Origin of the sequence: Thermosynechococcus sp. HY596, assembly GCF_030518715.1 — a bacterium.
GTDB lineage: Bacteria > Cyanobacteriota > Cyanobacteriia > Thermosynechococcales > Thermosynechococcaceae > Thermosynechococcus.
On sequence record NZ_CP130346.1, the window covers coordinates 2,610,205 to 2,630,068 of the forward strand.

Consider the following 19,864-nt stretch of genomic DNA (forward strand, 5'->3'; position numbering starts at 1 on the left):
GCAGAATGGTCAATTGGCGGCGTTTTAGGGTTTGGTTGAGCTTGTTCTTACTAGCGGTAGGTCTCAGTGGTCTCACCGCTGCTTGTCAATTTCAGGCCACTCTGCCCGATGGTCGCCCTGCTCAGGTGAATCTAACCCTTTCTTCGTTCTCGGTCACTAAAAAAGCGCACGAGGCTATTATGCCCCTGTTTGCTGCTCAATGGGAACAGGAACATCAACAAAAAGTGCGCTTCCGAACGAGTTATGGTCCCTCGGGCAGTCAGTCACGGGCGGTGATTGATGGCCTAGAAGCCGATATCGTCCACTTGTCCCTTGGTTTAGATGTCGATCGCATTGCCAAAGCAGGGTTAATTCGCCCCGATTGGGCTAGCCAAGCCCCCCACAACAGCATTGTCACCACTTCTGTCGGTGCCCTGATTACCCGTGACGGCAACCCGAAAAATCTGCAAACCTGGCAGGATCTCACCCGTGAGGGGGTGACATTTGTGACTGCCGATCCCAAAACCTCTGGCGCGGCTCGCTGGAACTTCCTTGCCCTGTGGGGATCGGTCACGGAAACAGGGGGAACGTTTGATCAGGCGCGGCAGTTTGTGACTGAAGCCTTTCGCCATGTGGCCGCTCTCCCCCGCGATAGTCGTGAAGCCACTGATGCCTTTTTGAAACAGGGACAGGGGGATGCCCTGATCAACTATGAAAATGAAGTGATCTTGGCTCGCCAAAAGGGCAAGACCCTTTCCTATATCCTTCCTCCTGTGAATATCCTGATTGAAAACCCGATCGCCCTTGTGGATCAATACGTGGATAAACATGGCACACGGGAGGTAGCACAGGCCTATATTGACTTTCTCTATACTCCCCAAGCTCAGGAGATCTTTGCCCAATATGGTTTTCGACCCGTGGATGCCACCGTCCTTGCCGCCCATCAGCAGACGTTTCCACCCGTGCCCACCCTCTTTACCGTGGCAGATTTAGGGGGCTGGGAGAAGGTGCAAGCCCAATTTTTCGCTAATGGTGCCCTGTTTGATCAAATTCAGCAGGAGAATCAAGCCTGATGACCGCTACCCACCCCATTTCGCCGTCACTCTCTCCTCAGAAACAGCGCTGGCAGTTTCCTTGGGTTTGGAGAATCACGGTCTTTTACTTACTCGTGATGCTGGCTGTACCCATTGCTGCCCTCTTGAGCCGTGCCAGTAGTGCTGGGCCACTGCATTTTTGGCGGGTGGCAACGCGACCGATCGCCCTGTCGGCCTATGAAGTCACGTTTGTGACTGCCCTCATCGCAGCGCTGATCAATGGCGTCTTTGGTACCCTGATTGCTTGGGTGCTGGTGCGCTATTCCTTTCCGGGGAAGCGCTTCTTTGATGCTGTCGTGGATCTACCTTTTGCATTGCCGACGGCGGTGGCGGGTCTCACCCTCGCAACGGTCTATAGCGAAAATGGCTGGATTGGTAGCTTACTAGCGCCCTTCGGAATCAGAATTGCCTTCAGCCGCTGGGGGGTGGCGGTGGCGATGCTCTTTATTTCCTTACCCTTCGTGATTCGCACGGTGCAGCCCGTCCTCACTGAAATGGAAAAGGATGTGGAGGAGGCAGCATGGTCGCTGGGTGCTACTCATGGGCAGACCTTTTGGCGAGTGATTTTGCCACCTTTGATGCCCGCTATTCTCACAGGCGTTGCCCTAGGCTTCTCACGGGCAGTGGGGGAATTTGGCTCAATTGTGATTATTTCCTCCAACACTCCTTTTCGGGACTTGATTGCCTCAGTGCTGGTGTTTCAGAGCTTAGAACAGTATGACTATGAGGCAGCAACCATTATTGGCACGGTGATGCTCTTGGTGTCCCTAGCGATTTTATTTCTGATTAATCTGCTGCAAGCGTGGGGGCGGCGCTATGCGGAGCGTTAAACCCTCGCCCACCCAAGAAAAGCCGTGGCTCCATGCCCTTTTGATTGTCATTGCCATCGCCTACTTAGCCCTTGTGCTTTTGCTGCCGGCGGCCAATGTCCTTTTCCAAGCCTTTCACAAGGGAGTCATGCCCTTTCTGGAAAATTTGCTGGCGCCAGATTTTCTGCATGCGGTGTGGCTGACCTTTGCCCTTGCCTTGGTGGTGGTGCCCTTAAACACGGTCTTTGGCCTCTGTGCCGCTTGGGCGATCGCCCGCCATCGCTTTGTGGGGCGCACCCTTTTACTGAGCATTATTGACCTACCTTTTTCCATCTCCCCCGTTGTTGCCGGACTGATGCTGGTACTGGTCTATGGCCGCAATGGCTGGTTCGGGGGCTGGCTGCAAGCTTTAGATATTCGCGTTATTTTCTCTTTTCCGGGGATGGTGCTGGCAACAGCCTTTGTGAGTTTGCCCTTTGTGGCGCGAGAAGTCATCCCTGTCCTGGAAGAAATCGGCACCGAGCAGGAGGAAGCCGCAAAAACCCTAGGCGCCAATGAGTGGCAAACCTTTTGGCGAGTCACTCTGCCCAATATCCGCTGGGGGCTGCTCTATGGGGTCCTGTTGACCAATGCGCGAGCGATGGGGGAGTTTGGAGCCGTTGCCGTGGTCTCTGGCAATGTGGCGGGCTTGACGCAAACCCTGCCCCTCTTTGTTGAAGACGCCTACAAAAACTACAACACGGAGTCGGCCTACGCAGCAGCGGTGATCCTTGGTTTGCTAGCGCTTGTGACGCTCGTGGTTAAGGAAATTTTGGAGCGGAAAACAGGGATCAAGCCCAATCCCTAGGAGGTGCCGAGGACGCGCAAAATCGAGGGCACGGCTTCAATATCAGTCATTTGGCCAATCTCGGCCATGGCTTGGCGGAACTCTCCTTCGCGCACATGGTGGGTGACAATTACAATTTCTGCCAGATCGTTGTGACTACCAATTTGAACCAAGGACTCCAGACTAACGTTATGGTTACCAAAGCAGGTGCCGAGTTTTCCTAGTACCCCCGGATGATCTTGGGCATGGACACGGGCATAGAAACGACTATCCACCTCTGCCATCGGTAGCAGCGGCATCAACTGATCATGCTGGCAGGTGAGCAAGGGATGGCTGGCACGTCCTTGGGGCAGAAGGGCGGCAATGTTGATTAAATCCGCCACGACAGCACTGGCGGTTGCCCCTGCACCCGCACCGGGGCCATAGAACATCACCTGTCCCAACGGCTCTGCCTCGAGAAGAATGGCATTAAAGACACCATTGACGCCGGCCAAAGGATGTTCAAGGGGCACAAGCGTCGGATGCACGCGCACCTCTAGGGGCTGGCCACTGAGCTGGCGGGCGATCGCCAGCAGTTTAATGCGAAATCCTAGCTTTTCGGCATAGACAATATCGGCTGCGGTGATGCCACTAATGCCCTCGCAATACACTTCCTCGCGGCGAATCCGTCCGCCAAAGGCAAGGCTGGCAAGAATGGCAATTTTATCCGCTGCATCCCATCCCTCAATGTCAGCACTGGGATCCGCCTCGGCATACCCTAGGCGTTGGGCGTCGGCAAGAATAGGGGCAAAATCCCCTTGCTCCTGCTGCATGCGGGTCAGGATGTAGTTGGTGGTGCCATTGAGAATGCCGCTGACACTGTGGATACGATTGGCACCTAGGCTCTGTTTCAGGGCTTGAATGACGGGAATCCCACCAGCCACGGCCGCTTCGAGCATCACATAGACCCCTTGGGCATTGGCCGCATCAAAAATTTCAGCACCATGACGGGCAATCACGGCCTTATTGGCGGTGACAATGTGCTTGCCGTGGGCAATGGCCTTGAGGATGAGCGATCGCGCCGGTTCAATGCCGCCGAGGACTTCCACCACAATATCAATGGCTGGGTTGGTGACAATACTTTCTAAATCTGTTGTCAACAGTTGCGGATCAAGGGCAATGGCGCGGGGTTTATGGATATTCCGTACCCCCACTTGGGCGATCGCCAGTTCCTTGATCAGCGGATGGCGCCCCGCTGGATCCGCCAAAATTTGTGCCACACCACCACCAACAGTGCCCAACCCCAGTAAACCAATGTGATACATCAGACCCGTCCTATTGCACTGTTCCTATTATCAGTCGCGCTCGTCCTAGTCACACACATGGCGAACGTAGGGTTCCTCCTCAGGCAAAAAGGATTCAAAACTGGCCATTTGGGCAGCAATGAGATCGGGCGTGGCCTCGGCAATATCCCCTTGGCGATCGCTCAAGCGACGGCGCAATTCCTCCGGGGGTGCACTACAGAAATGAATCTCTAGGGGCACGTGCAGTTTCTCTGCAAGGGCAATCACGGGTTGGCGCAGCGCCACGCGATCGTATTTCGCATCCAAAATCACCGTTTGTCCTTGACGCAGCAACAATTCTGCATAGGCCAAGAGCTGATTATAGGTTTTTTGGGTCATGGCCTCAGAATAGAGATCGACCTGCGGGAAATCACTGCTGTGGCGGTCAAGGGGGATGCCCGCCAAGTGCTTACGCACGGCATCGGAGCGGATTTGAATGGCCTGCTCCCCTTGAGCCAGACCCCGCCCCCGTGTACTTTTGCCTGCTCCGGAGAGACCACACATGACATAGAGCTTGGCTTGACGCGGTTGGGTATAGCGATAGGCGGCGGCATAGTAAGCGGCGGCTGTGGCTTGGATGTCTGCCTTTTCGGCCTCGCTAATGGCGGGATCATTGAGGGCCAAGGCGTTCACATTGCCGCGAATATAGGCTCTGATGCAGAGGTAAAGGGGCAACAGCACTGCCCCAGCGTAGTCCCCACTCCACTCTAAGTAGGTGTTGAGGAAAAGATTGGCCAAGTCGCCGCGCCCCCGAAACTCCAGATCCATCAGCAAAAAAGCGGCGTCGTAAATGACATCAATGTTGCGAAATTCTTCGTTGAACTCAATACAGTCGAAAATTTGCACCCTGCCGTTGTACAGACAGATATTGTTCAGGTGCAGGTCGCCATGGCACTCGCGGATTTTGCCCCCGGCTTGCCGCTGCACCAACCACTCCTGATGCCGCGTCAAAAAGTCATCGGTAAAGGCTTGAATTGCCGCGTACTGCTCTGGGGATTGACAGCGACCGACAAACTGAGCTGCCAAGGCATGGCAATTGTTAATCACTTGGGCGATCGCCCGCGGGGAGCCAAATTCACTAATGTGGGGACTGGTGGCAGCCGTGCGGTGAAAGTGAGCCAGTTCTTTACCGAGGGATTCAATTAGGTGGGGGGTGACTTGGTTGGCGGCAAAGAGGTGCGAAAACAGTTGCGACTGATCAAATTGCCGCATTTGCACAGCATAGTCAATCACCTCAGCTCCCGCAGGTAAGTCTTGGGGATCCGCCACAAAATAGCGATCGCCCACCGCCACAATGGGCACCACCGCCAAGTAGAGATCTGACGCCAAACGGCGATTCAGCCGTAACTCTTCCCGACAGTAAAATAGCCGCTTTTCTAGGGTTGTAAAGTTCAAAAAGCCAAAATCCGCCGGCTTTTTCACCTTATAGGCATAGTCCCCCGTCAGAAATACGTAGGAAATATGCGTTTGCAGCAATTGAATGGGAGAGGTCACTGCATGGGGGTACGCAGCAGGGGTTAATAGGGCTTCGACAAAGGCAGGCAAAGACATGCGTATTGTGGCTAACATCGCGCCCCAATCATATCACTAGACTCTATGCCTGTGGCTAAATTGACGTTTTGAGCGTTCCTTTAGAGGATGGGGATACGAAGCTCGTGGATTTGACTATGGTGCGTCGCCCCGTCACATTACCCCAACTCCAGCAAAAAAAACAGCAGGGAGAGCCAATTACCATGCTCACGGCTTGGGATTATCTGTGGGCGCGGCTATTGGATGCGGCGGGGGTGGATGTGATCCTTGTCGGGGATTCCCTTGGTATGGTTGCCCTTGGCTATCAAACCACGTTGCCGGTGACCCTTGATCAGATGATTCACCATGCGCAGGCGGTGCGGCGGGGCGTCAGCCACAGTTTCCTCGTGTGTGACCTACCCTTTTTGAGCTACCACGAAAGCCCAGAGCAGGCCCTGCGATCGGCGGGGCGTTTAGTCAAAGAAGCAGATGTACAGGCAGTGAAAATGGAAGGTGCTTCACCCGTGGTGCAGGCAGCAACGCGGCGCTTAGTGGAGGCCGGCATCCCGGTGCTGGGTCATGTGGGTCTGTTGCCGCAGCGGGTGCATCAGTTGGGGGGATGGCGACAACAGGGGAAGACGCCACAGGGGGCAGAAGCAATTCTCGCAGATGCCCTTGCTCTGGCCGAAGCAGGTGCCTTTGGCATCATTTTGGAGCATATTCCTGCGGATTTGGCACAGCAGATTACCGCCAAGCTGAAAATTCCCACGATTGGAATTGGCGCAGGCCCCTACTGTGATGGTCAGGTGTTGGTGACGGCAGATGTTTTGGGCTTGAGTCCACAGGTGCCCCCCTTTGCTAAGGTGTATGCCGACTTGGGCACTCAGGCGATCGCTGCCCTTAAGAGCTACTGCCAAGCTGTAAAATCGCGGCAATTTCCCTAACTTAGAGCGGCCAATGGGCACGGGGGTTAAAGGTGCGCAGCGATCGCAACTTTTCGTAGAGTTCTTTTTCTTGGGCACTCAGGGATTTGGGGGGCACAATTTGTACCTTAGCAAGGAGATCGCCAGCAATGCCGCTACTACTGCGCCACCCTTTGCCCCGTAACCGCAGTGATTGCCCCGATCGCGTGCCCGCAGGCACATTCAAAACCACAGTCCCCGAGGGCGTCGGCACCGTGACTTGAGCACCCAAGGCAGCTTCATCCGGGGTAATCGGCAAATCAATCACCAATTGATCCTCTTCAAAGCGGAAGAGGGGATGAGGCGCCACCTGTACCGTGAGATATAAATCCCCTCGCTGTTGGGTGTAGGGGTTATATTGACCTTTGCCCCGCAGCCGCAACTTTGTCCCTGGCTTAACACCAGCGGGAATCGTCACAGTCACCTGTTCATTACCAATGGCGAATGATTTCTGGCAGCCCTGAAAGGCCTCTTGGAAGCTAATTTGCACTTCCGCATCAACATCGCTGCCGCCAAATGCCGATGAATCAAAGCCAGCGCTGCTCCAAGTGCGGGTACGCCCTGTGGTCGTGCCGGTGGCAAATCGCCCCAGCAACTCGTTGATAAAGTCTTCAAAGCTGCCAAACTGACTAAAGTCAGCGCCAAAGTCACCAATATTGACATTAAAGCCACCAGCACCCGCCGCACTGGCCTGTTGCCAATACTGACCAAATTGATCGTATTTGCGTCGTTTTTCCGGATCCGAGAGCACTTCGTGGGCTTCGTTAATTTCCTTGAAACGAGCTTCTGCCTCTTTGTCCCCTGGGTTTAAGTCGGGGTGATACTTGCGCGCGAGGCGGCGAAAGGCTTGCCGAATTTCGGCATCCGTGGCATTTTTGCTGACCCCGAGGATTTGGTAGTAATCTTTGAAGTCGGTACGCGCCATAGGAACATTCGCCTCTACGTAATCAAAAGATGAAGATTGAGTGTCAGGGCTGGCAGCAAATTAGGGCAAAAAGCTCAGTGTTATTATAGTTGAATCCCTTTATACCGTCTTGGCATGGCGACGTTTCTTCGTCCAGAACTGAGCAACCTCCGCGCCTACTCCACCCCCACGAGCGACTCCCTACCCCTAGAACTGGATTACCTCGATACCAATGAGTTTCCGTGGGATTTGCCCACTGCCCTTAAGGAGGCGTTAGCTCAACAGTATGTCAGCACCCTCGCCAGTCATCGCTATCCCGACAGTCACCATTGGCCGCTGCGGCAGGCGATCGCCCGCTATGTCAATGAACACAGTTCAACTGAAATCTCCCCACACCAAATTGCGGTGGGCAACGGCTCCGATGAGCTAATTCGCTCGATTTTACTGGCCACTGCGATCGGGGGCTACGGTTCTATCCTAGTGGCAGAACCGACATTTTCCATATACGGGATCCTCGCCCAAATCCTAGGGATTCCCGTCCAGCGATCGCCCCGCGATCCTGACACCTTTGCCGTGCAAATTGCTGAAGCCAATACCCTCATTGCCCAAGCGGCTCCCCCCGTGCGCGTTCTCTTTATGCTGCAACCCAACTCCCCAACAGGGAACCCCCTAACCGCAGCGGAGGTGGACTGGCTACGGCAGCTTCCTGAGGACATTTTAGTGGTGATTGATGAGGCCTATTTTGAATTTTCGGGCAAGACACTGGTGGGGGACTTGGCAGCGCATCCCAACTGGTTGATTCTGCGCACCTTTTCCAAGGCCTTTCGACTCGCCGCCCATCGGGTGGGCTACGCCATTGGCAATCCAGAGGTGATTGCGGTTTTAGAAAAGGTTCGTCTGCCCTATAACCTGCCTACGTTTTCTCAAGTGGCGGCGCAGGTTGCCCTTGACCATCGTCAGACGTTGCTGGCAGAAATTCCCACGGTACTGGCAGAGCGGGAGCGCCTTTATGAACGGCTGCAGGCGTGCCCCCAACTGCGGGTATGGCCGAGTGTGGCCAATTTCCTCTTTTTCCGCTTGCAGGAACCGCAATACACCCAGCCCCTGTGTGATGCCTTGCGGCGTCAGGGTACCCTTGTGCGGGCGATCGCTGGCGGAATTCGGGTCACCATTGGCACACCAGCGGAGATGGAGCGCTTTTGGCAACGGCTGCAAGCTTTTTTGCACCAGCTTTAGCTAATCGGACCAGCGGCCATTGGGCAGGACTGTTCCCCGCAGGGTTGCCGTGGCTAAAGACGTGTGGGTCAGTGTGGCACCCCGCAGGTTGGCGCGACTCAGGTTGGCTTGGCGCAATTGCACAGCCGTCAGTTCAGCATTGATCAGCTTAACTTCAATCAGCTTGGCATTGGTCAAATCCACGTTGGTCAGTGTGGCATTGCTTAAATCCGAGCCACTGAGATCTGCCCCCGCCAAATTCACATCTTCTAGGGTGACACCGCGCAAATCCAGTCGCCGAAAGTCACGCCGCCCTTTGGCATAGTCTGCCAGCATTTGATCAGCTCTATTTTGATTAATCATGGCTGGGGCGTAGCGACTGAGAAAACCGTGTTTATCAAAGGCGTCTGAAGGTCGCCCCGAAGAAGCAGACATCACTAGAGTAGGATCAGGATTCTGATGATTTTACTATAGCTTAAGCCTAGGGCAGCGACCGTTTTTGGAACTCGTGGCCAAAGGGTCTAAGGAAAGTGGCATACTGCTATAGATAAGGAACCAATAGGGAGATAACGCTGTGGGACTGTTTGATCGCGTCAGCCGTGTGGTTCGCAGTTGGCTCAATGCGCTGGTGGGTGCTGCTGAAGATCCCGAAAAAATCCTTGAGCAGACCATGATTGAAATGCAGGACAATCTGGTGACCCTGCGGCAAGCCGTCGCCCAAGCGATCGCCTCCCAAAAGCGGTTAGAGCAACAGTTCAACCAACATCAACAGCAGGCGGCTGAGTGGGAGCGCCGTGCCAAAATTGCCCTGCAACATGGGGATGAGCAACTAGCGCTTGAGGCCTTGAGTCGCAAAAAAACAGCACTGAATGCAGCCATGGCTCTCAAAGGGCAACTGGAGCAGTCTGTGACCCAAGTGGAAGCCCTCAAAAAACAAATGCAGCAGCTTGAAAGCAAGATTGCGGAAGCGAAAACCCGCAAAGAAATGCTGGTGGCACGGGCACGGGCAGCCAAGGCCTCAGAGCAACTGCAACAAACCTTTAGCAGCCTCAACACCAATGCCCCCATGGCCGCCTTTGAGCGCATGGAGGAACGGGTTCAGGAAATGGAGGCTCGCTCCCAAGCCGTGGCTGAACTCAATAGCGATACCCTCGAAGCCAAGTTTGCCGCCCTCGAAGCCGGCAGTGTGGATGACGATTTGGCACGGCTGAAGGCAGAATTGGCCAACCCGCAACTGTCACCCAGCAGCACCCCTGCCTACGATCCAGAGTTGGAAGCCCTGCGGCGGGAACTGGAGAAGAACTAGTTATTTTCCATGGATCTCCTGCGATCGCTCCCTTTGGGGCTATACCTTGAACAACCTGTGACTTGGCTGCATCGCCTTGATCCACGGGTCAAGCTGGCATGGTTGATGACGTTTCTGTTGGCACCTATTTTGGCGGATGTCACTTGGCGGTTGGGGCTAGTGGTTAGTTTAATTTTCCTGACCCTCCTAGGGGGGATTCCCGCACGGGTGTGGCGGCGGCAACTGCTGTGGCTCCTCTTGGTGGGGAGTTTAATTCTAGTCATCACGGCTTTGATGCCGGATGGGATGGCGGTCACCTATCAACCCCGCCGCCCTTTGGCAGCCACCGCTCCGCCCACGAGTTACAGTTATATCCTGTGGCAGTTTCATACCCAAGTGGGTCAGTTTCCCATTCATCTGCAAGTCTCCCAGCGATCGCTGGATTTGGGGTTACGCCTGAGTACCCTCCTGTTTACGCTCCTTTACAGTACGCATCTGTTTTTGCTCACCACTGCCCCTGAGGAAGTCACCGCTGGCTTGGAAAATCTGATGCAGCCCCTGAAACGCTTTAAGCTGCCGGTGGCCGAAATTGCCCTGACCTTGACGCTGTCGCTGCGGTTTATTCCCTTGGTCTTAGAAGAGGTGCAAAACCTGAGCCGCTCAGTGCGGACGCGTGCCATCAATTGGCGACTGGTGGGCATTAAGGGCAGCATCAAGTTGTGGCTCACCTTAGCAGTACGGCTGTTGGACAATTTACTCCTGCGGGCAGAACAGGTGGCCTGTGCGATGCAGGTGCGGGGCTTTCAAGAACCGGGAACCTACGATAATCCCTGGCACCATCTGCGACTGCAGCGGCGAGATTGGTTGGCTCTGGGGGGCATGGGGTTATTTTGGTTGGTTCGTTTGGGTTGGTTGGGGGTGACACACCATTGATGTTCCCCTGTCAGCCGTGGCTATGGTGCTGTTTGCCGCTGCGGCGTCGCACGGGTCGCGCCGTTTTTCAGCAGTTATTTTTGGCGGAGCCGATTGCCGTCCTCCTCGAAAGTCCAGCCCAAGCCCCCACCTCCCAAGCGCGCTACTCCATTTGTGCGGGTTCCCCCCGCGGCGATCGCCAGTGGCCACTCTCCTTGGGTCAAGTCCTGCCGACGCTACAAAGCTTTCCCCAATGTGAAGCGGTTCCTGAAGCGGTGCGCCATCTGCCCTTTACTGGTGGCTGGTTGGGATGGCTGGGGTATGAGTTGGCGTGGGAAATTGAAGCCCTCCCCCCTCTAAAACCTGATCCTCTCCCTTTTCCAGTGGCCTTTTGGTATGAACCCGCAGCCTTTGCCGTCTTGGATCATCAGGAAGATCTGCTCTACTTGGCGGCTTCGACCCCTAGCCAACTGGCAGCGCTGCAAGAAGCGCTTGCGGAAACACCCCCTGAGCCATCTCTCTGGGTGCCCGATCGCCCCGGCAGCATTGAACTAGCCGCTGGCTGGCAACCCGATACCTACCAAGCAGCGGTGCGGCAGATTCTCCGCCATATTCGTGCTGGCGATATTTTTCAAGCCAATCTGTCGGCCCGCTTTTGCCATTACGGGCGCGTTGATCCTTGGCAACAATACCTGCGGCTGCAGCAGATTAACCCCTCTCCCTTTGCCAGTTTTTGGCAAACCCCTTGGGGCTACATTGTCAGTTGCTCACCGGAACGCTTGGTGCAAGTGCAGGGAGATAGGGTGCAAACCCGACCCATTGCTGGTACCCGTCCGCGCGGCCAAACCCCAGCGGGCGATCGCGCCCAGGCCGAGGAACTTCTCAGCAATACCAAGGAACAGGCAGAACACATGATGCTCGTGGATTTAGAGCGCAATGACTTGGGGCGAGTGTGCCAGTGGGGCAGTGTGGTGGTGGATGAACTCCTAACGCTGGAGTACTACAGCCATGTGATTCACTTGGTGAGCAATGTTCGCGGCACGTTGCAGCCGGGGCTGTCTCCTGTGGATGTGATCCGTGCCCTCTTTCCCGGCGGCACGATTACTGGCTGTCCCAAGGTGCGCTGCATGGCGATTTTGGCGGCTCTGGAACCCTTTCCCCGCAATTTGTTCTACGGTTCCTGTGGCTACTGGGATCAGCGGGGGCATTTGGACTTGAATATCCTCATCCGTACCTTGTTGGTGGCAGGCGATCGCCAGACGACCTGGGGACAGGTGGGCGCCGGTATTGTGGCCGACAGTGATCCACAGCGGGAATGGCAAGAATCCCTGAGCAAAGCCCAAGCCCTGCTCCTTGCCCTCGGAACACCTATGCCCATCAGCCCCCGTTCCTAGGCTCCCTCCATCAGAGCGTGCCATTCAATTACCACAGCCGCAGGCACAGCAATCTCAATCCCCTGCTCCTCTAGGGGCGGACGCAGTACCAAAGGTTCACTCTTGGGCAATTGCGAGGCGAGGGGCAACAGGTCAAACTGTCCCACATTGGCAACGGAGTCTGCCTTGGGAAAGTCATCTACGGCTGTGAGGGTTTGACCGCTCGATGTGATCAGCACCAAGGGATCGGGATGGCGAAAGTGGTACTGCTCGGGAAACCCCACCAAGCGTAATTGCAACTGGTCACGACGGGAAAAGAGAATCACCTGCCACGTGAAGCCACGATTATCGCGCAACTGATGCCGCGACTGCACCACCACTTGATTGGGAGCCTCTTCAATGGTGCGCATCATGGCAGGGCTACTGGGGGACACCGCTAGCCACAGGGGAATGACGAGCAGGATCACAAGTAACAAACGCTGCCAACGTTTCATTGAAGTTCCTCCCTAGGGTGAGGTTTGGAGTGCCTGTTGAATTTGCGGAATCGTCACAGCGTACATGCCCCGCAGATCACCAACACGGAAGCCATAGGCGCGATCGCTGGGATATTTTTCTTGAATAAAGGCAGGCCGCCGATTTTTCGCCCCATGACAGGCAAGGCAACTGGCTTGGACATCAATGCGACGGAAGTAGTGCACCCCTTCAGCATCCGTTTGCCAAAAGGCTTGGAGTTGACGATTGTTATCAAAGCGATTGAGGGCTTGCACTTCCAGCGCTGTGCGCGGGGCATGGTTGGGGTTGCGGTACTTGAGGGCTACCTGACGCAGTTGCCAGCCATTGGCAGCAGCAATTTCCTTCGCTTTCTTGCCCACGGGGGCACAAACAGCCTTAAAGGTGTCAAGGGTGGGTTCCGTGGGACTTCCTTCTAAAGTAGAGGCAAGGCCAATGCGCATTTGATCCAACTGTTCAATGGCGGTTACGGCTTTCCCCAGTTCATCGGGATTCACACTGGCCAATGTGGCTGAGGAACTGTTGAGCCATAGACAAACCATCAACAGACCCATGAGAAAGAGGCGCGCCATAAAAATTACTCCTTGTCAGTGTTGTTAACGGTTGCATATCAAACTTTTGCGAACGGTTGCTGCTCGGAAACTAGGGGGGGGTGAAGGGGACGCACAAGGGAGAGGCCAAAGAAGAGCCGCAGTCCCCACTGTTCAAACCAAGGAACACTTAGCCCCCATCGCATTTTCAGCAGGAAGTAGCGCTCAAAGACAGCCTTGACCCAACTCACCCACAATCCTTGAATAGCGTAGGCCAAGCGGCGCTTCTGCCCGAGGGTCTCAGGAATCACAGGAGCGGCAATATAGGCAATACCCGTGTCACCAAAGTCGGCAAAACAGAGGGCATCGAGGGTCGGCACTACAGGGTCAGCGGCTAATTCCCCAAGGGCAACAGCAATATTGTGGCTGACGGCGATCGCCATCTCCTCGGTCATTTGACCCGTCTTGGGCAAGCCCATAGGCACAGGGGTGACTTCTATCGGCGGCAGGTGAACACTAATACCGACCCCATAGATTTCAGGATAGTCGGGGTGCTGAAGGGTGGGCAGCAGGGGCAAAAATCCCTTTTCATTGCCAAGACCCGAGGCACGCACAAAGGCTGGCCCGCGAAAAGGTGGCAAAATCATGCTGTAGCCAAAGGGGATTACCCGTCCATCCCGCAACAAAATCCGATGCGGCTCAATGGCCGTGATCTCGGCATTCGTGATGGTTTCAATGCCCCGCTGTGCAATCAGGTCTAGGGTGAGTTGATCACTGTTAGCCAAGCCGCCAATCCCCAGATGGCCAATGTAGGGTTCAGGAGTAATGAATGTAATCTTGACGCGATCGCGCAACCGATGACGCCGCAGGGCATACTCCGCCAAAAACAGAAATTCATAGGCAGGCCCAAAGCAACTGGCTCCCGGCGCCGCACCCACAACTAAATCCTTGGGGTCTTTGAGGAATGCTTGCCATGCTCGATGGGCGGCAACTGCGTGGGCGGGGGTACACACGGAATAACTGTGAACGCCAAGGCCGGGAATCAAATCGAGGGCGAGTTCTGCCCCTGTGGCAATCACTAAATAGTCGTAGTCAAGGGTTTGCTCAGGCAAATAGACTTTCTTAGCTTTAGGGTCAATCTGCTGAACTTTGCCTTGCACCCATTGCAACCCATGGCGACGGCTCACGATCCCTAGGGGCACTTGCAGGCGTTCGAGGGAATGGTGTCCAAGGGCAACTGCCACTAGTCCCGGAATAAATGTAAAGCGATTCACATCGGAGACCAAGACCACTTGATGGCGATCGCCCAAACGGTGCCTTAATTCGTAGGCTGTGGACAACCCGCCGATGCCTGCCCCAAGGACAACCACCCGTGCCATAACCGTATCCTCTGTAAATTTATCTAATTAACTATATGATAGTATAAGAAGATACAATTGGCTACAGCCGTCTGTGCTAGAGAGAACCCCAGAGTCGCGCTGTATTGATCCTGTGGCCTTGTCGCGGCAGCCGTTGGGACTATACTGGAAAGAACACGACCTGTTGGAAGCCGATCGGATGAACAGTTGCGTCCTCTTTGCAGAAGTGATTCAAGCGCCAGAACTGCGCTACACCCAAGAAAATCAGATGGCGGTGGCCACAATGGTGGTGCAGTTTGCTAGCCTGCGCAGTGAAGAGCCACCCATGAGTTTGCGAACAGTGGCTTGGGGCAATTTGGGGCAAAAAATGCAGGCAGAATGCAAAGTGGGCGATCGCCTGATCCTCGAAGGCCGGCTAAAAATGGACACCATTGACCGCCCCGAAGGTTTCAAAGAAAAACGTGCCGAGTTGGTAGTGAGCCGCTTCTACACCGTTGACGGCAACATTGTGGATCATCCCGCCCAGCCCGCAGCAACCCCAATGGCCACACCCGCAGCCACGGCACCTATGACACCGAAAGTGGCGCCCCCACCCCCCGAACCCGAAGATATTAACCTAGATGAGGTGCCCTTCTAGGGATTGACGCTGATTCGGCTAGCGTTTAGCACGAACACATCATCTCACCCACGTCAGTTTGGGATGAGGAGAACTAGAGAGCCATGGGAGGCTTCTTAGTTTGATGGGCAGAGGTCACAAATGAGATTCACGCAGCAATTCACAGGGCAAGGATTCCCTTCGCATCCCTGTCCGTAGTCAGCCCAACTCAGACCCACCCCTAATCCCTCCCTAGAGGGGGAGTTTTGGGAGCGTTGTCCTTAATCTAGGTTGCGATCGCCTCAAGGACTGCCTCAACATTGTGGCGCACCTCTTCATCTCGAAACCGCAAGAATCGAACCCCTAAGGCTTCAAGCCTTTGCTGACGGTAGCGGTCTTGCTCTTGAGCTTCTTCGCTATCGTGGGATGAGCCATCAACTTCGATCGCTAGCTTCAGCTTTTTGCAGTAGAAGTCAACAACGTATTCATCGATAGGACGTTGGCGATCGAAATCATAGCTATTCATCTGCTTGCCCTTGAGATGCTGCCAGAGAATCACCTCCGATCGCGTCATTCTTTTTCGTATAGCCATTTCGAAAGGAGATGAGATATTTTCAAGAGGGATAGGCTATACTCAAAGCGTCATGAATGTTACTCAAGAATATGAGCTATAGCTTGGACTGACGAGAGCGGGTTGTCTCCTACATCAAGCAAGGTGGCAAAATCAGTGAAGCGACTCAAATCTTTCAGGTGAGCCGCGCCACCATCCATCGCTGGCTAAAGCGAGACGACTTAGCGCCCACGGTTGTCCCCCGTCGTCCTTGGAAGCTGGATTGAGCGGCCTTAGCAGCCGATGTTGCTGCCCATCCCGATGACCGTTTATCGACCGTGCCCAGCGATCGAGTGGAGTCTGAGTATGGGTGGTCAGCGCGAGGCCAACGAATTGATGGAGAGTGAGTGGGGAGGCGTCAGAAAAGAGAGAGTTGAGTCGCAGGACGGTATAGATACCAGAAAGACTTCATCGCCCCAATGCTGTTTTCAGGATATTTGAATGCGTTAGGGTTTGTGAGTTGGTTGAGTCAGTACTGTTTGCCGACGTTAAAGAGACCGTCGTTGTTGATGATGGATAATGCACCGATTCATCCCCAAGGGGGGATGCAGGCAGTGGTGAAAGCGGCGGGTGACGAGGTGTTATTTTTACCGAAATACTCTCTTGATTTGAATGTGATTGAGCACGACTTCAGTGCGCTGAAGCGAGCGCGGATGTATGCAGGGTTAAACTGTTCTATGGATGAGGTGATTCGCAAGTATTGTGCTAGATGATATCTCATTCTCTATTGGAATAGCTATAAAAGTCGGTTTCATACAGCGTACTCATGGCTGGTGCGCCTCCATCTAGAAATGCAGGCAGGTTATCGCGTTTTTAGGGTGTGCAGAACCTGCTCAATATCAACGATAAAGATCGGGGGTAGCTCCTGATCTTCTTGACTACTGACCATGAGGGAACTGACGTTGTGAATGCTCCCCCAGTGGAGATAGTTGCTGGGAATGGGATGAATGGCATCCCGTGGAATGCGCTCAATCACGGGGGGGTCTGTGAGGGGCAGGCCAAGCCATTCCCCTTCTAAGCGAGGCTGGAGAATGAGCAAAAATTTCAGCTTCTGGGTTTCTGAGGTTGAGAGGGGATCATCAAAGAGACAGCAGCCAATATCAATGACTAGAATTTCGTGATTCTCATAGGTGACAAGGCCAATCCCCCGCTGGTGGGGGTCGCCATGAATGGGAGGTAAAGGAATGACCCGATAGGCCTGTGCCATGGGCACGGCAAACTGCTCTTGACGCACGATAAAGGTCAGGAACTGCTCTAAAACAACGGGTTGGCTTTGGCGGCGACGGCGGCTTTTAAGCATGGCGGATCAACTGATCAAGGGTGGCCAAGAGGTCACTTTCGCGGAAGGGTTTGCTAAAGTAGGCGGCTGCCCCTAGGCGTTCTGCAAGCTGGCGATGTTTTTGACCCGTGCGGGAGGTCAGCATCATGACGGGGGTGTTTTGGCACTGGGGAATGCGGCGAATTTGAGTGAGGACGCCAAATCCATCGAGGCGGGGCATTTCAATGTCGCAGATAACAGCGTTGACGTGTAGCCCCCCTTGGAGTTTATCAATGGCTTCCTGACCATCTTTGGCCTGCTCAACCCGATAGCCGGCTTTTTCGAGGGTACTGGCGAGAAAACGCCGCACGTTCACTGAATCATCAACCACAAGGACGGTGTCTTGGCTAGGGGCAACGGGGCTAGCCACAGGGGCATGAGAACTCTCTTGTTCTGACCAATCAAAGAGGGCAAGGGGATCGAGTAGGGGGACAATGCGGCCATTCCCTAAAATTGTGCAGCCACTAAAGCCTTGGGGGAGGGCTAATTCGCCTTCGACTTGGCGAATGGTGACTTCCTGCTCGCTCCAATAGCGATCGACCCGCAGGGCAAGGGCACTGTCCCCTTGACTGATAATCATCAGGGTTGGCTCGTTAATTGTGGGTGCGCCCTCCATTTCCACGGGACGATAGGGGCGCTGAAAGTGGAAAATCTGGGTGAGGTCAATTAAAGGAATGAGATAGCCTTCCCAGTCAATTAGGGTTGAGCCAAGGGTTTCGATGGGCGGGTAGCGATCGGCCAGCACCATTTCCTCGATTTCTTCGGTGGGTACCGCCAAGAGCATGCCAGCGGCCTCCACCAAGAGCACCCGTACCACTGAGAGGGTGTAGGGAATTGTAATTATAAATCGCGTGCCTTGGCCGGGGGTACTGTGGATCTGGATGTCCCCACGAATTTGCCGCAGATTGGTGCGCACTACATCCATGCCAACACCGCGCCCGGAGAGGCTGGTCACCTGTGAGGCCGTTGAAAAGCCCGGCTCAAAAATCAGTTGCCAAAGGTCGCGATCGCTCGCGGTTTCCAACCAGTCCCGGGCTAAGCCCAATCGCCGTGCCGTTTGCCGAATTTTCTCTGGATTTAGGCCTCGGCCATCATCCGCCACAGTAATGACGGTTTGGTTGCCGCGATAGGCCGCCTTTAGGGTAATGGTTCCCGCTGCGGGCTTACCAAGGGCTTGGCGTTCCTCTGCGGGTTCTATTCCGTGATCAAAGGCATTGCGGACAAGGTGCAAGAGGGGATCCGCCAACACACTCAACACCGTGCGGTCAATGAGAACGTGGCTGCCCTCAATCTCTAAGTTGACATTTTTACCATGCTCGCGACTCAATTCGCGGATTAGGCGAGGATAGCGGTTGGCCAGATCCGCAAAGGGGCGCATCCGCACTTGGGTAAACCGAGCTTGAAGTTGCTTGGCGGTGCGGTTGAGATCACGGCCAGTGCGTTCAGTGTCCTCTAGGCTCAATTCCAAATCGCTGGTGATTTCCTGTACTTGGACAATGGTTTCCATCACCTCTTGGGAGAGCAGATGCACATCGGTATAGCGATCGAACTCGAGAACATCGAAGCCATGCTGATTTTGGGGATTAAAGTGATGGGGGGCACTGACACGGTCATACTCTGCGCGCAGACGAAAGTTGGCACGCTCAAGGGCACGCACTTTTTGCTTGAGACCCACTAGCAGATCATGGAGGCGCTCCCGTTGTAAATCCAGACCATTACACTCAATGAGCAATTCCCCCATCAGATCACTCAGTTGATCCAACTGATGCCCCGGCACCCGCACGGTCATTTCCTTGGGTTCTTGGGGCTGGGGAGTTACTGGGGTGGTCTCAGCCTCTGGCGCAGGGGAAGGGGCTGCTGTAGGGGTGGGTGGGGGGGACAATAAATCACCCAAGGAGAAGGCCCCCACTTCAGCACTGGCAAAGTCCTCGACCCCTAATTCTTGATTGAGGTTGGCCAGCGATAAATCAATAATGGTTTGATCCTCGTCATCGGTTTCCGGGATTTCCAAGCGGGTGGGCAGAGCCTCCAGTTGACCAGTAATCACGAGGGCTTGACAGCGGCGCCATTGCTGCACAATGTGGGCACCCGCTTCGCTGACATCACAGTTGGGTTGCTCCAGATAGGCACTGACGGAGGCACAAAACTCAGCAAATTGAGGCAGTTCGAGCATTTGTCCGAGGCCTTCCAGTTCTTGGGCGGCGATCGCCAGCTCCTCCTTGAGGCAGGGTTGGCCGGAGGTTTGCAGAACAGTTTCCAAGCGTTGTAGGCAGGCTTCCACCTCGGTTTCAAAGAGCACCACCCGCATCTGCTGGCCATCATCACCACTGAGGAGCGCCAGATCATCCTCCGCCGTGGGATCTCCCAGCCGTCCCTGCAACTCATCCAAAATTGGCTCGACTTGGGTGCGCCACCAGCCCTCATTGGGTTCAACTCCTTGGCGATGGAGGGTAATGACTGCTTGCAGTTGATCCACTGCTTTGAGCAGGAGGTGTTGCACTTCAACATCGTCGCAGGGGCGCGATTTCAAGACCTTGAAGAAATCCTCAAGGCGATGCGCCAGTTCACTGAGGGACATAAAGCCCATCATCGCTGCCCCCCCTTTAATGGAGTGAGCTGCCCGCAGTACAGCATCAATCACCCCCGGCTGGTGGGAGAGTTCCAGTATCCCTGCTTCAATGGTTTGCAGGTAGTCCTGAGCCTCCTCGAGGAACTGGAGACGAATCGTTTCCTCAACGCCGGGTTCGGGCATG

At 54.8% G+C, this 19,864-nt stretch carries 19 protein-coding genes and 1 pseudogene; 10 read left to right on the forward strand and 10 right to left on the reverse strand.

Features of this window, described 5'->3' with window-relative positions:
• The first annotated feature begins 35 nt into the window (after nucleotides 1-35).
• Genes QYC28_RS12830 through cysW form a run of 3 tightly spaced genes read left to right on the forward strand, consistent with a single transcriptional unit; the run spans nucleotide 36 to nucleotide 2,729 of the window.
• On the forward strand, nucleotides 36-1,052 hold the full coding sequence (locus tag QYC28_RS12830; protein WP_255451678.1) for a sulfate ABC transporter substrate-binding protein: 1,017 nt from the start codon (nucleotides 36-38) through the stop codon (nucleotides 1,050-1,052).
• A complete protein-coding gene (cysT, locus tag QYC28_RS12835; protein WP_302679602.1) occupies nucleotides 1,052-1,903 on the forward strand; it encodes a sulfate ABC transporter permease subunit CysT in 852 nt (283 codons plus the stop codon). Before QYC28_RS12830 ends, cysT begins: the two co-directional genes overlap by 1 nt.
• The gene (gene cysW, locus QYC28_RS12840) at nucleotides 1,890-2,729 is read left to right on the forward strand and encodes a sulfate ABC transporter permease subunit CysW (RefSeq protein ID WP_302679603.1); all 840 of its coding nucleotides are present in this window, start codon (nucleotides 1,890-1,892) and stop codon (nucleotides 2,727-2,729) included. Before cysT ends, cysW begins: the two co-directional genes overlap by 14 nt.
• Here cysW and QYC28_RS12845 read toward each other — a convergent pair.
• Together QYC28_RS12845 and QYC28_RS12850 are read right to left on the reverse strand one after the other, a co-directional pair.
• A complete protein-coding gene (locus tag QYC28_RS12845; RefSeq protein ID WP_315863211.1) occupies nucleotides 2,726-4,012 on the reverse strand; it encodes a homoserine dehydrogenase in 1,287 nt (428 codons plus the stop codon). The two genes, cysW and QYC28_RS12845, sit on opposite strands and share 4 nt — an antisense overlap.
• Before the next feature lie 45 nt (nucleotides 4,013-4,057).
• Complete coding sequence (locus QYC28_RS12850; RefSeq protein ID WP_302679604.1) at nucleotides 4,058-5,581, reverse strand: bifunctional aminoglycoside phosphotransferase/ATP-binding protein; 1,524 nt, start codon at nucleotides 5,579-5,581, stop codon at nucleotides 4,058-4,060.
• Nucleotides 5,582-5,697: 116 nt separating this feature from the next.
• On the opposite strand from QYC28_RS12850, the gene panB reads away from it, so the two are divergent.
• Complete coding sequence (gene panB, locus QYC28_RS12855; protein WP_190278113.1) at nucleotides 5,698-6,483, forward strand: 3-methyl-2-oxobutanoate hydroxymethyltransferase; 786 nt, start codon at nucleotides 5,698-5,700, stop codon at nucleotides 6,481-6,483.
• A gap of 1 nt (nucleotide 6,484) precedes the next feature.
• Here the strand turns inward: panB and QYC28_RS12860 are convergent, their stop codons facing one another.
• The gene (locus QYC28_RS12860) at nucleotides 6,485-7,426 is read right to left on the reverse strand and encodes a DnaJ C-terminal domain-containing protein (RefSeq protein WP_149821452.1); all 942 of its coding nucleotides are present in this window, start codon (nucleotides 7,424-7,426) and stop codon (nucleotides 6,485-6,487) included.
• 114 nt (nucleotides 7,427-7,540) lie between these two features.
• Between QYC28_RS12860 and QYC28_RS12865 the strand changes: the two genes are divergently transcribed.
• Nucleotides 7,541-8,641 carry a histidinol-phosphate transaminase gene (locus QYC28_RS12865; protein ID WP_302679605.1) on the forward strand — a complete coding sequence of 367 codons (1,101 nt, stop codon included), beginning with the start codon at nucleotides 7,541-7,543 and terminating at the stop codon, nucleotides 8,639-8,641.
• Here the strand turns inward: QYC28_RS12865 and QYC28_RS12870 are convergent, their stop codons facing one another.
• Nucleotides 8,642-8,956 (reverse strand): pentapeptide repeat-containing protein, encoded by a 315-nt coding sequence (locus QYC28_RS12870; protein WP_286668785.1) that lies wholly within the window; start codon nucleotides 8,954-8,956, stop codon nucleotides 8,642-8,644.
• Nucleotides 8,957-9,194: 238 nt separating this feature from the next.
• Here QYC28_RS12870 and QYC28_RS12875 point away from each other — a divergent pair, with 238 nt between their 5' ends.
• The 3 genes from QYC28_RS12875 to QYC28_RS12885 are packed head-to-tail and all read left to right on the forward strand — an operon-like array spanning nucleotide 9,195 to nucleotide 12,211.
• Nucleotides 9,195-9,926 carry a PspA/IM30 family protein gene (locus QYC28_RS12875; protein WP_206200417.1) on the forward strand — a complete coding sequence of 244 codons (732 nt, stop codon included), beginning with the start codon at nucleotides 9,195-9,197 and terminating at the stop codon, nucleotides 9,924-9,926.
• Nucleotides 9,927-9,935: 9 nt separating this feature from the next.
• The gene (locus QYC28_RS12880) at nucleotides 9,936-10,838 is read left to right on the forward strand and encodes an energy-coupling factor transporter transmembrane protein EcfT (RefSeq protein WP_149821460.1); all 903 of its coding nucleotides are present in this window, start codon (nucleotides 9,936-9,938) and stop codon (nucleotides 10,836-10,838) included.
• Nucleotides 10,736-12,211 (forward strand): anthranilate synthase component I, encoded by a 1,476-nt coding sequence (locus tag QYC28_RS12885; RefSeq protein ID WP_399375245.1) that lies wholly within the window; start codon nucleotides 10,736-10,738, stop codon nucleotides 12,209-12,211. The genes QYC28_RS12880 and QYC28_RS12885 overlap by 103 nt, the downstream gene beginning before the upstream one ends.
• Here the strand turns inward: QYC28_RS12885 and QYC28_RS12890 are convergent.
• From QYC28_RS12890 to QYC28_RS12900, 3 genes are read right to left on the reverse strand one after another with little or no spacing between them, the layout of a single operon-like run.
• Nucleotides 12,208-12,684 carry a DUF3122 domain-containing protein gene (locus tag QYC28_RS12890; protein ID WP_149821464.1) on the reverse strand — a complete coding sequence of 159 codons (477 nt, stop codon included), beginning with the start codon at nucleotides 12,682-12,684 and terminating at the stop codon, nucleotides 12,208-12,210. The two genes, QYC28_RS12885 and QYC28_RS12890, sit on opposite strands and share 4 nt — an antisense overlap.
• 12 nt (nucleotides 12,685-12,696) lie before the next feature.
• Nucleotides 12,697-13,272 (reverse strand): DUF3365 domain-containing protein, encoded by a 576-nt coding sequence (locus tag QYC28_RS12895; RefSeq protein ID WP_149821466.1) that lies wholly within the window; start codon nucleotides 13,270-13,272, stop codon nucleotides 12,697-12,699.
• A 38-nt stretch (nucleotides 13,273-13,310) separates the two neighbouring features.
• Nucleotides 13,311-14,609: an NAD(P)/FAD-dependent oxidoreductase gene (locus QYC28_RS12900; RefSeq protein WP_286668786.1), complete on the reverse strand. Its 1,299-nt coding sequence runs from the start codon at nucleotides 14,607-14,609 to the stop codon at nucleotides 13,311-13,313.
• Nucleotides 14,610-14,787: 178 nt separating this feature from the next.
• Between QYC28_RS12900 and QYC28_RS12905 the strand changes: the two genes are divergently transcribed.
• Nucleotides 14,788-15,225, forward strand: a complete 438-nt coding sequence (locus tag QYC28_RS12905) for a single-stranded DNA-binding protein (protein WP_149821863.1) — start codon at nucleotides 14,788-14,790, stop codon at nucleotides 15,223-15,225.
• 244 nt (nucleotides 15,226-15,469) lie between these two features.
• Here the strand turns inward: QYC28_RS12905 and QYC28_RS12910 are convergent, their stop codons facing one another.
• Nucleotides 15,470-15,757: an endonuclease domain-containing protein gene (locus QYC28_RS12910; RefSeq protein ID WP_286626002.1), complete on the reverse strand. Its 288-nt coding sequence runs from the start codon at nucleotides 15,755-15,757 to the stop codon at nucleotides 15,470-15,472.
• 131 nt (nucleotides 15,758-15,888) lie between these two features.
• On the opposite strand from QYC28_RS12910, the pseudogene QYC28_RS12915 reads away from it, so the two are divergent.
• A pseudogene (locus tag QYC28_RS12915) lies at nucleotides 15,889-16,506 on the forward strand (transposase).
• An 89-nt stretch (nucleotides 16,507-16,595) separates the two neighbouring features.
• Here the strand turns inward: QYC28_RS12915 and QYC28_RS12920 are convergent.
• A complete protein-coding gene (locus QYC28_RS12920) occupies nucleotides 16,596-17,093 on the reverse strand; it encodes a chemotaxis protein CheW (RefSeq protein ID WP_302679608.1) in 498 nt (165 codons plus the stop codon).
• Nucleotides 17,086-19,863: a hybrid sensor histidine kinase/response regulator gene (locus tag QYC28_RS12925; RefSeq protein WP_302679609.1), complete on the reverse strand. Its 2,778-nt coding sequence runs from the start codon at nucleotides 19,861-19,863 to the stop codon at nucleotides 17,086-17,088. The genes QYC28_RS12920 and QYC28_RS12925 overlap by 8 nt, the downstream gene beginning before the upstream one ends.
• Between the last annotated feature and the right edge of the window lies 1 nt (nucleotide 19,864).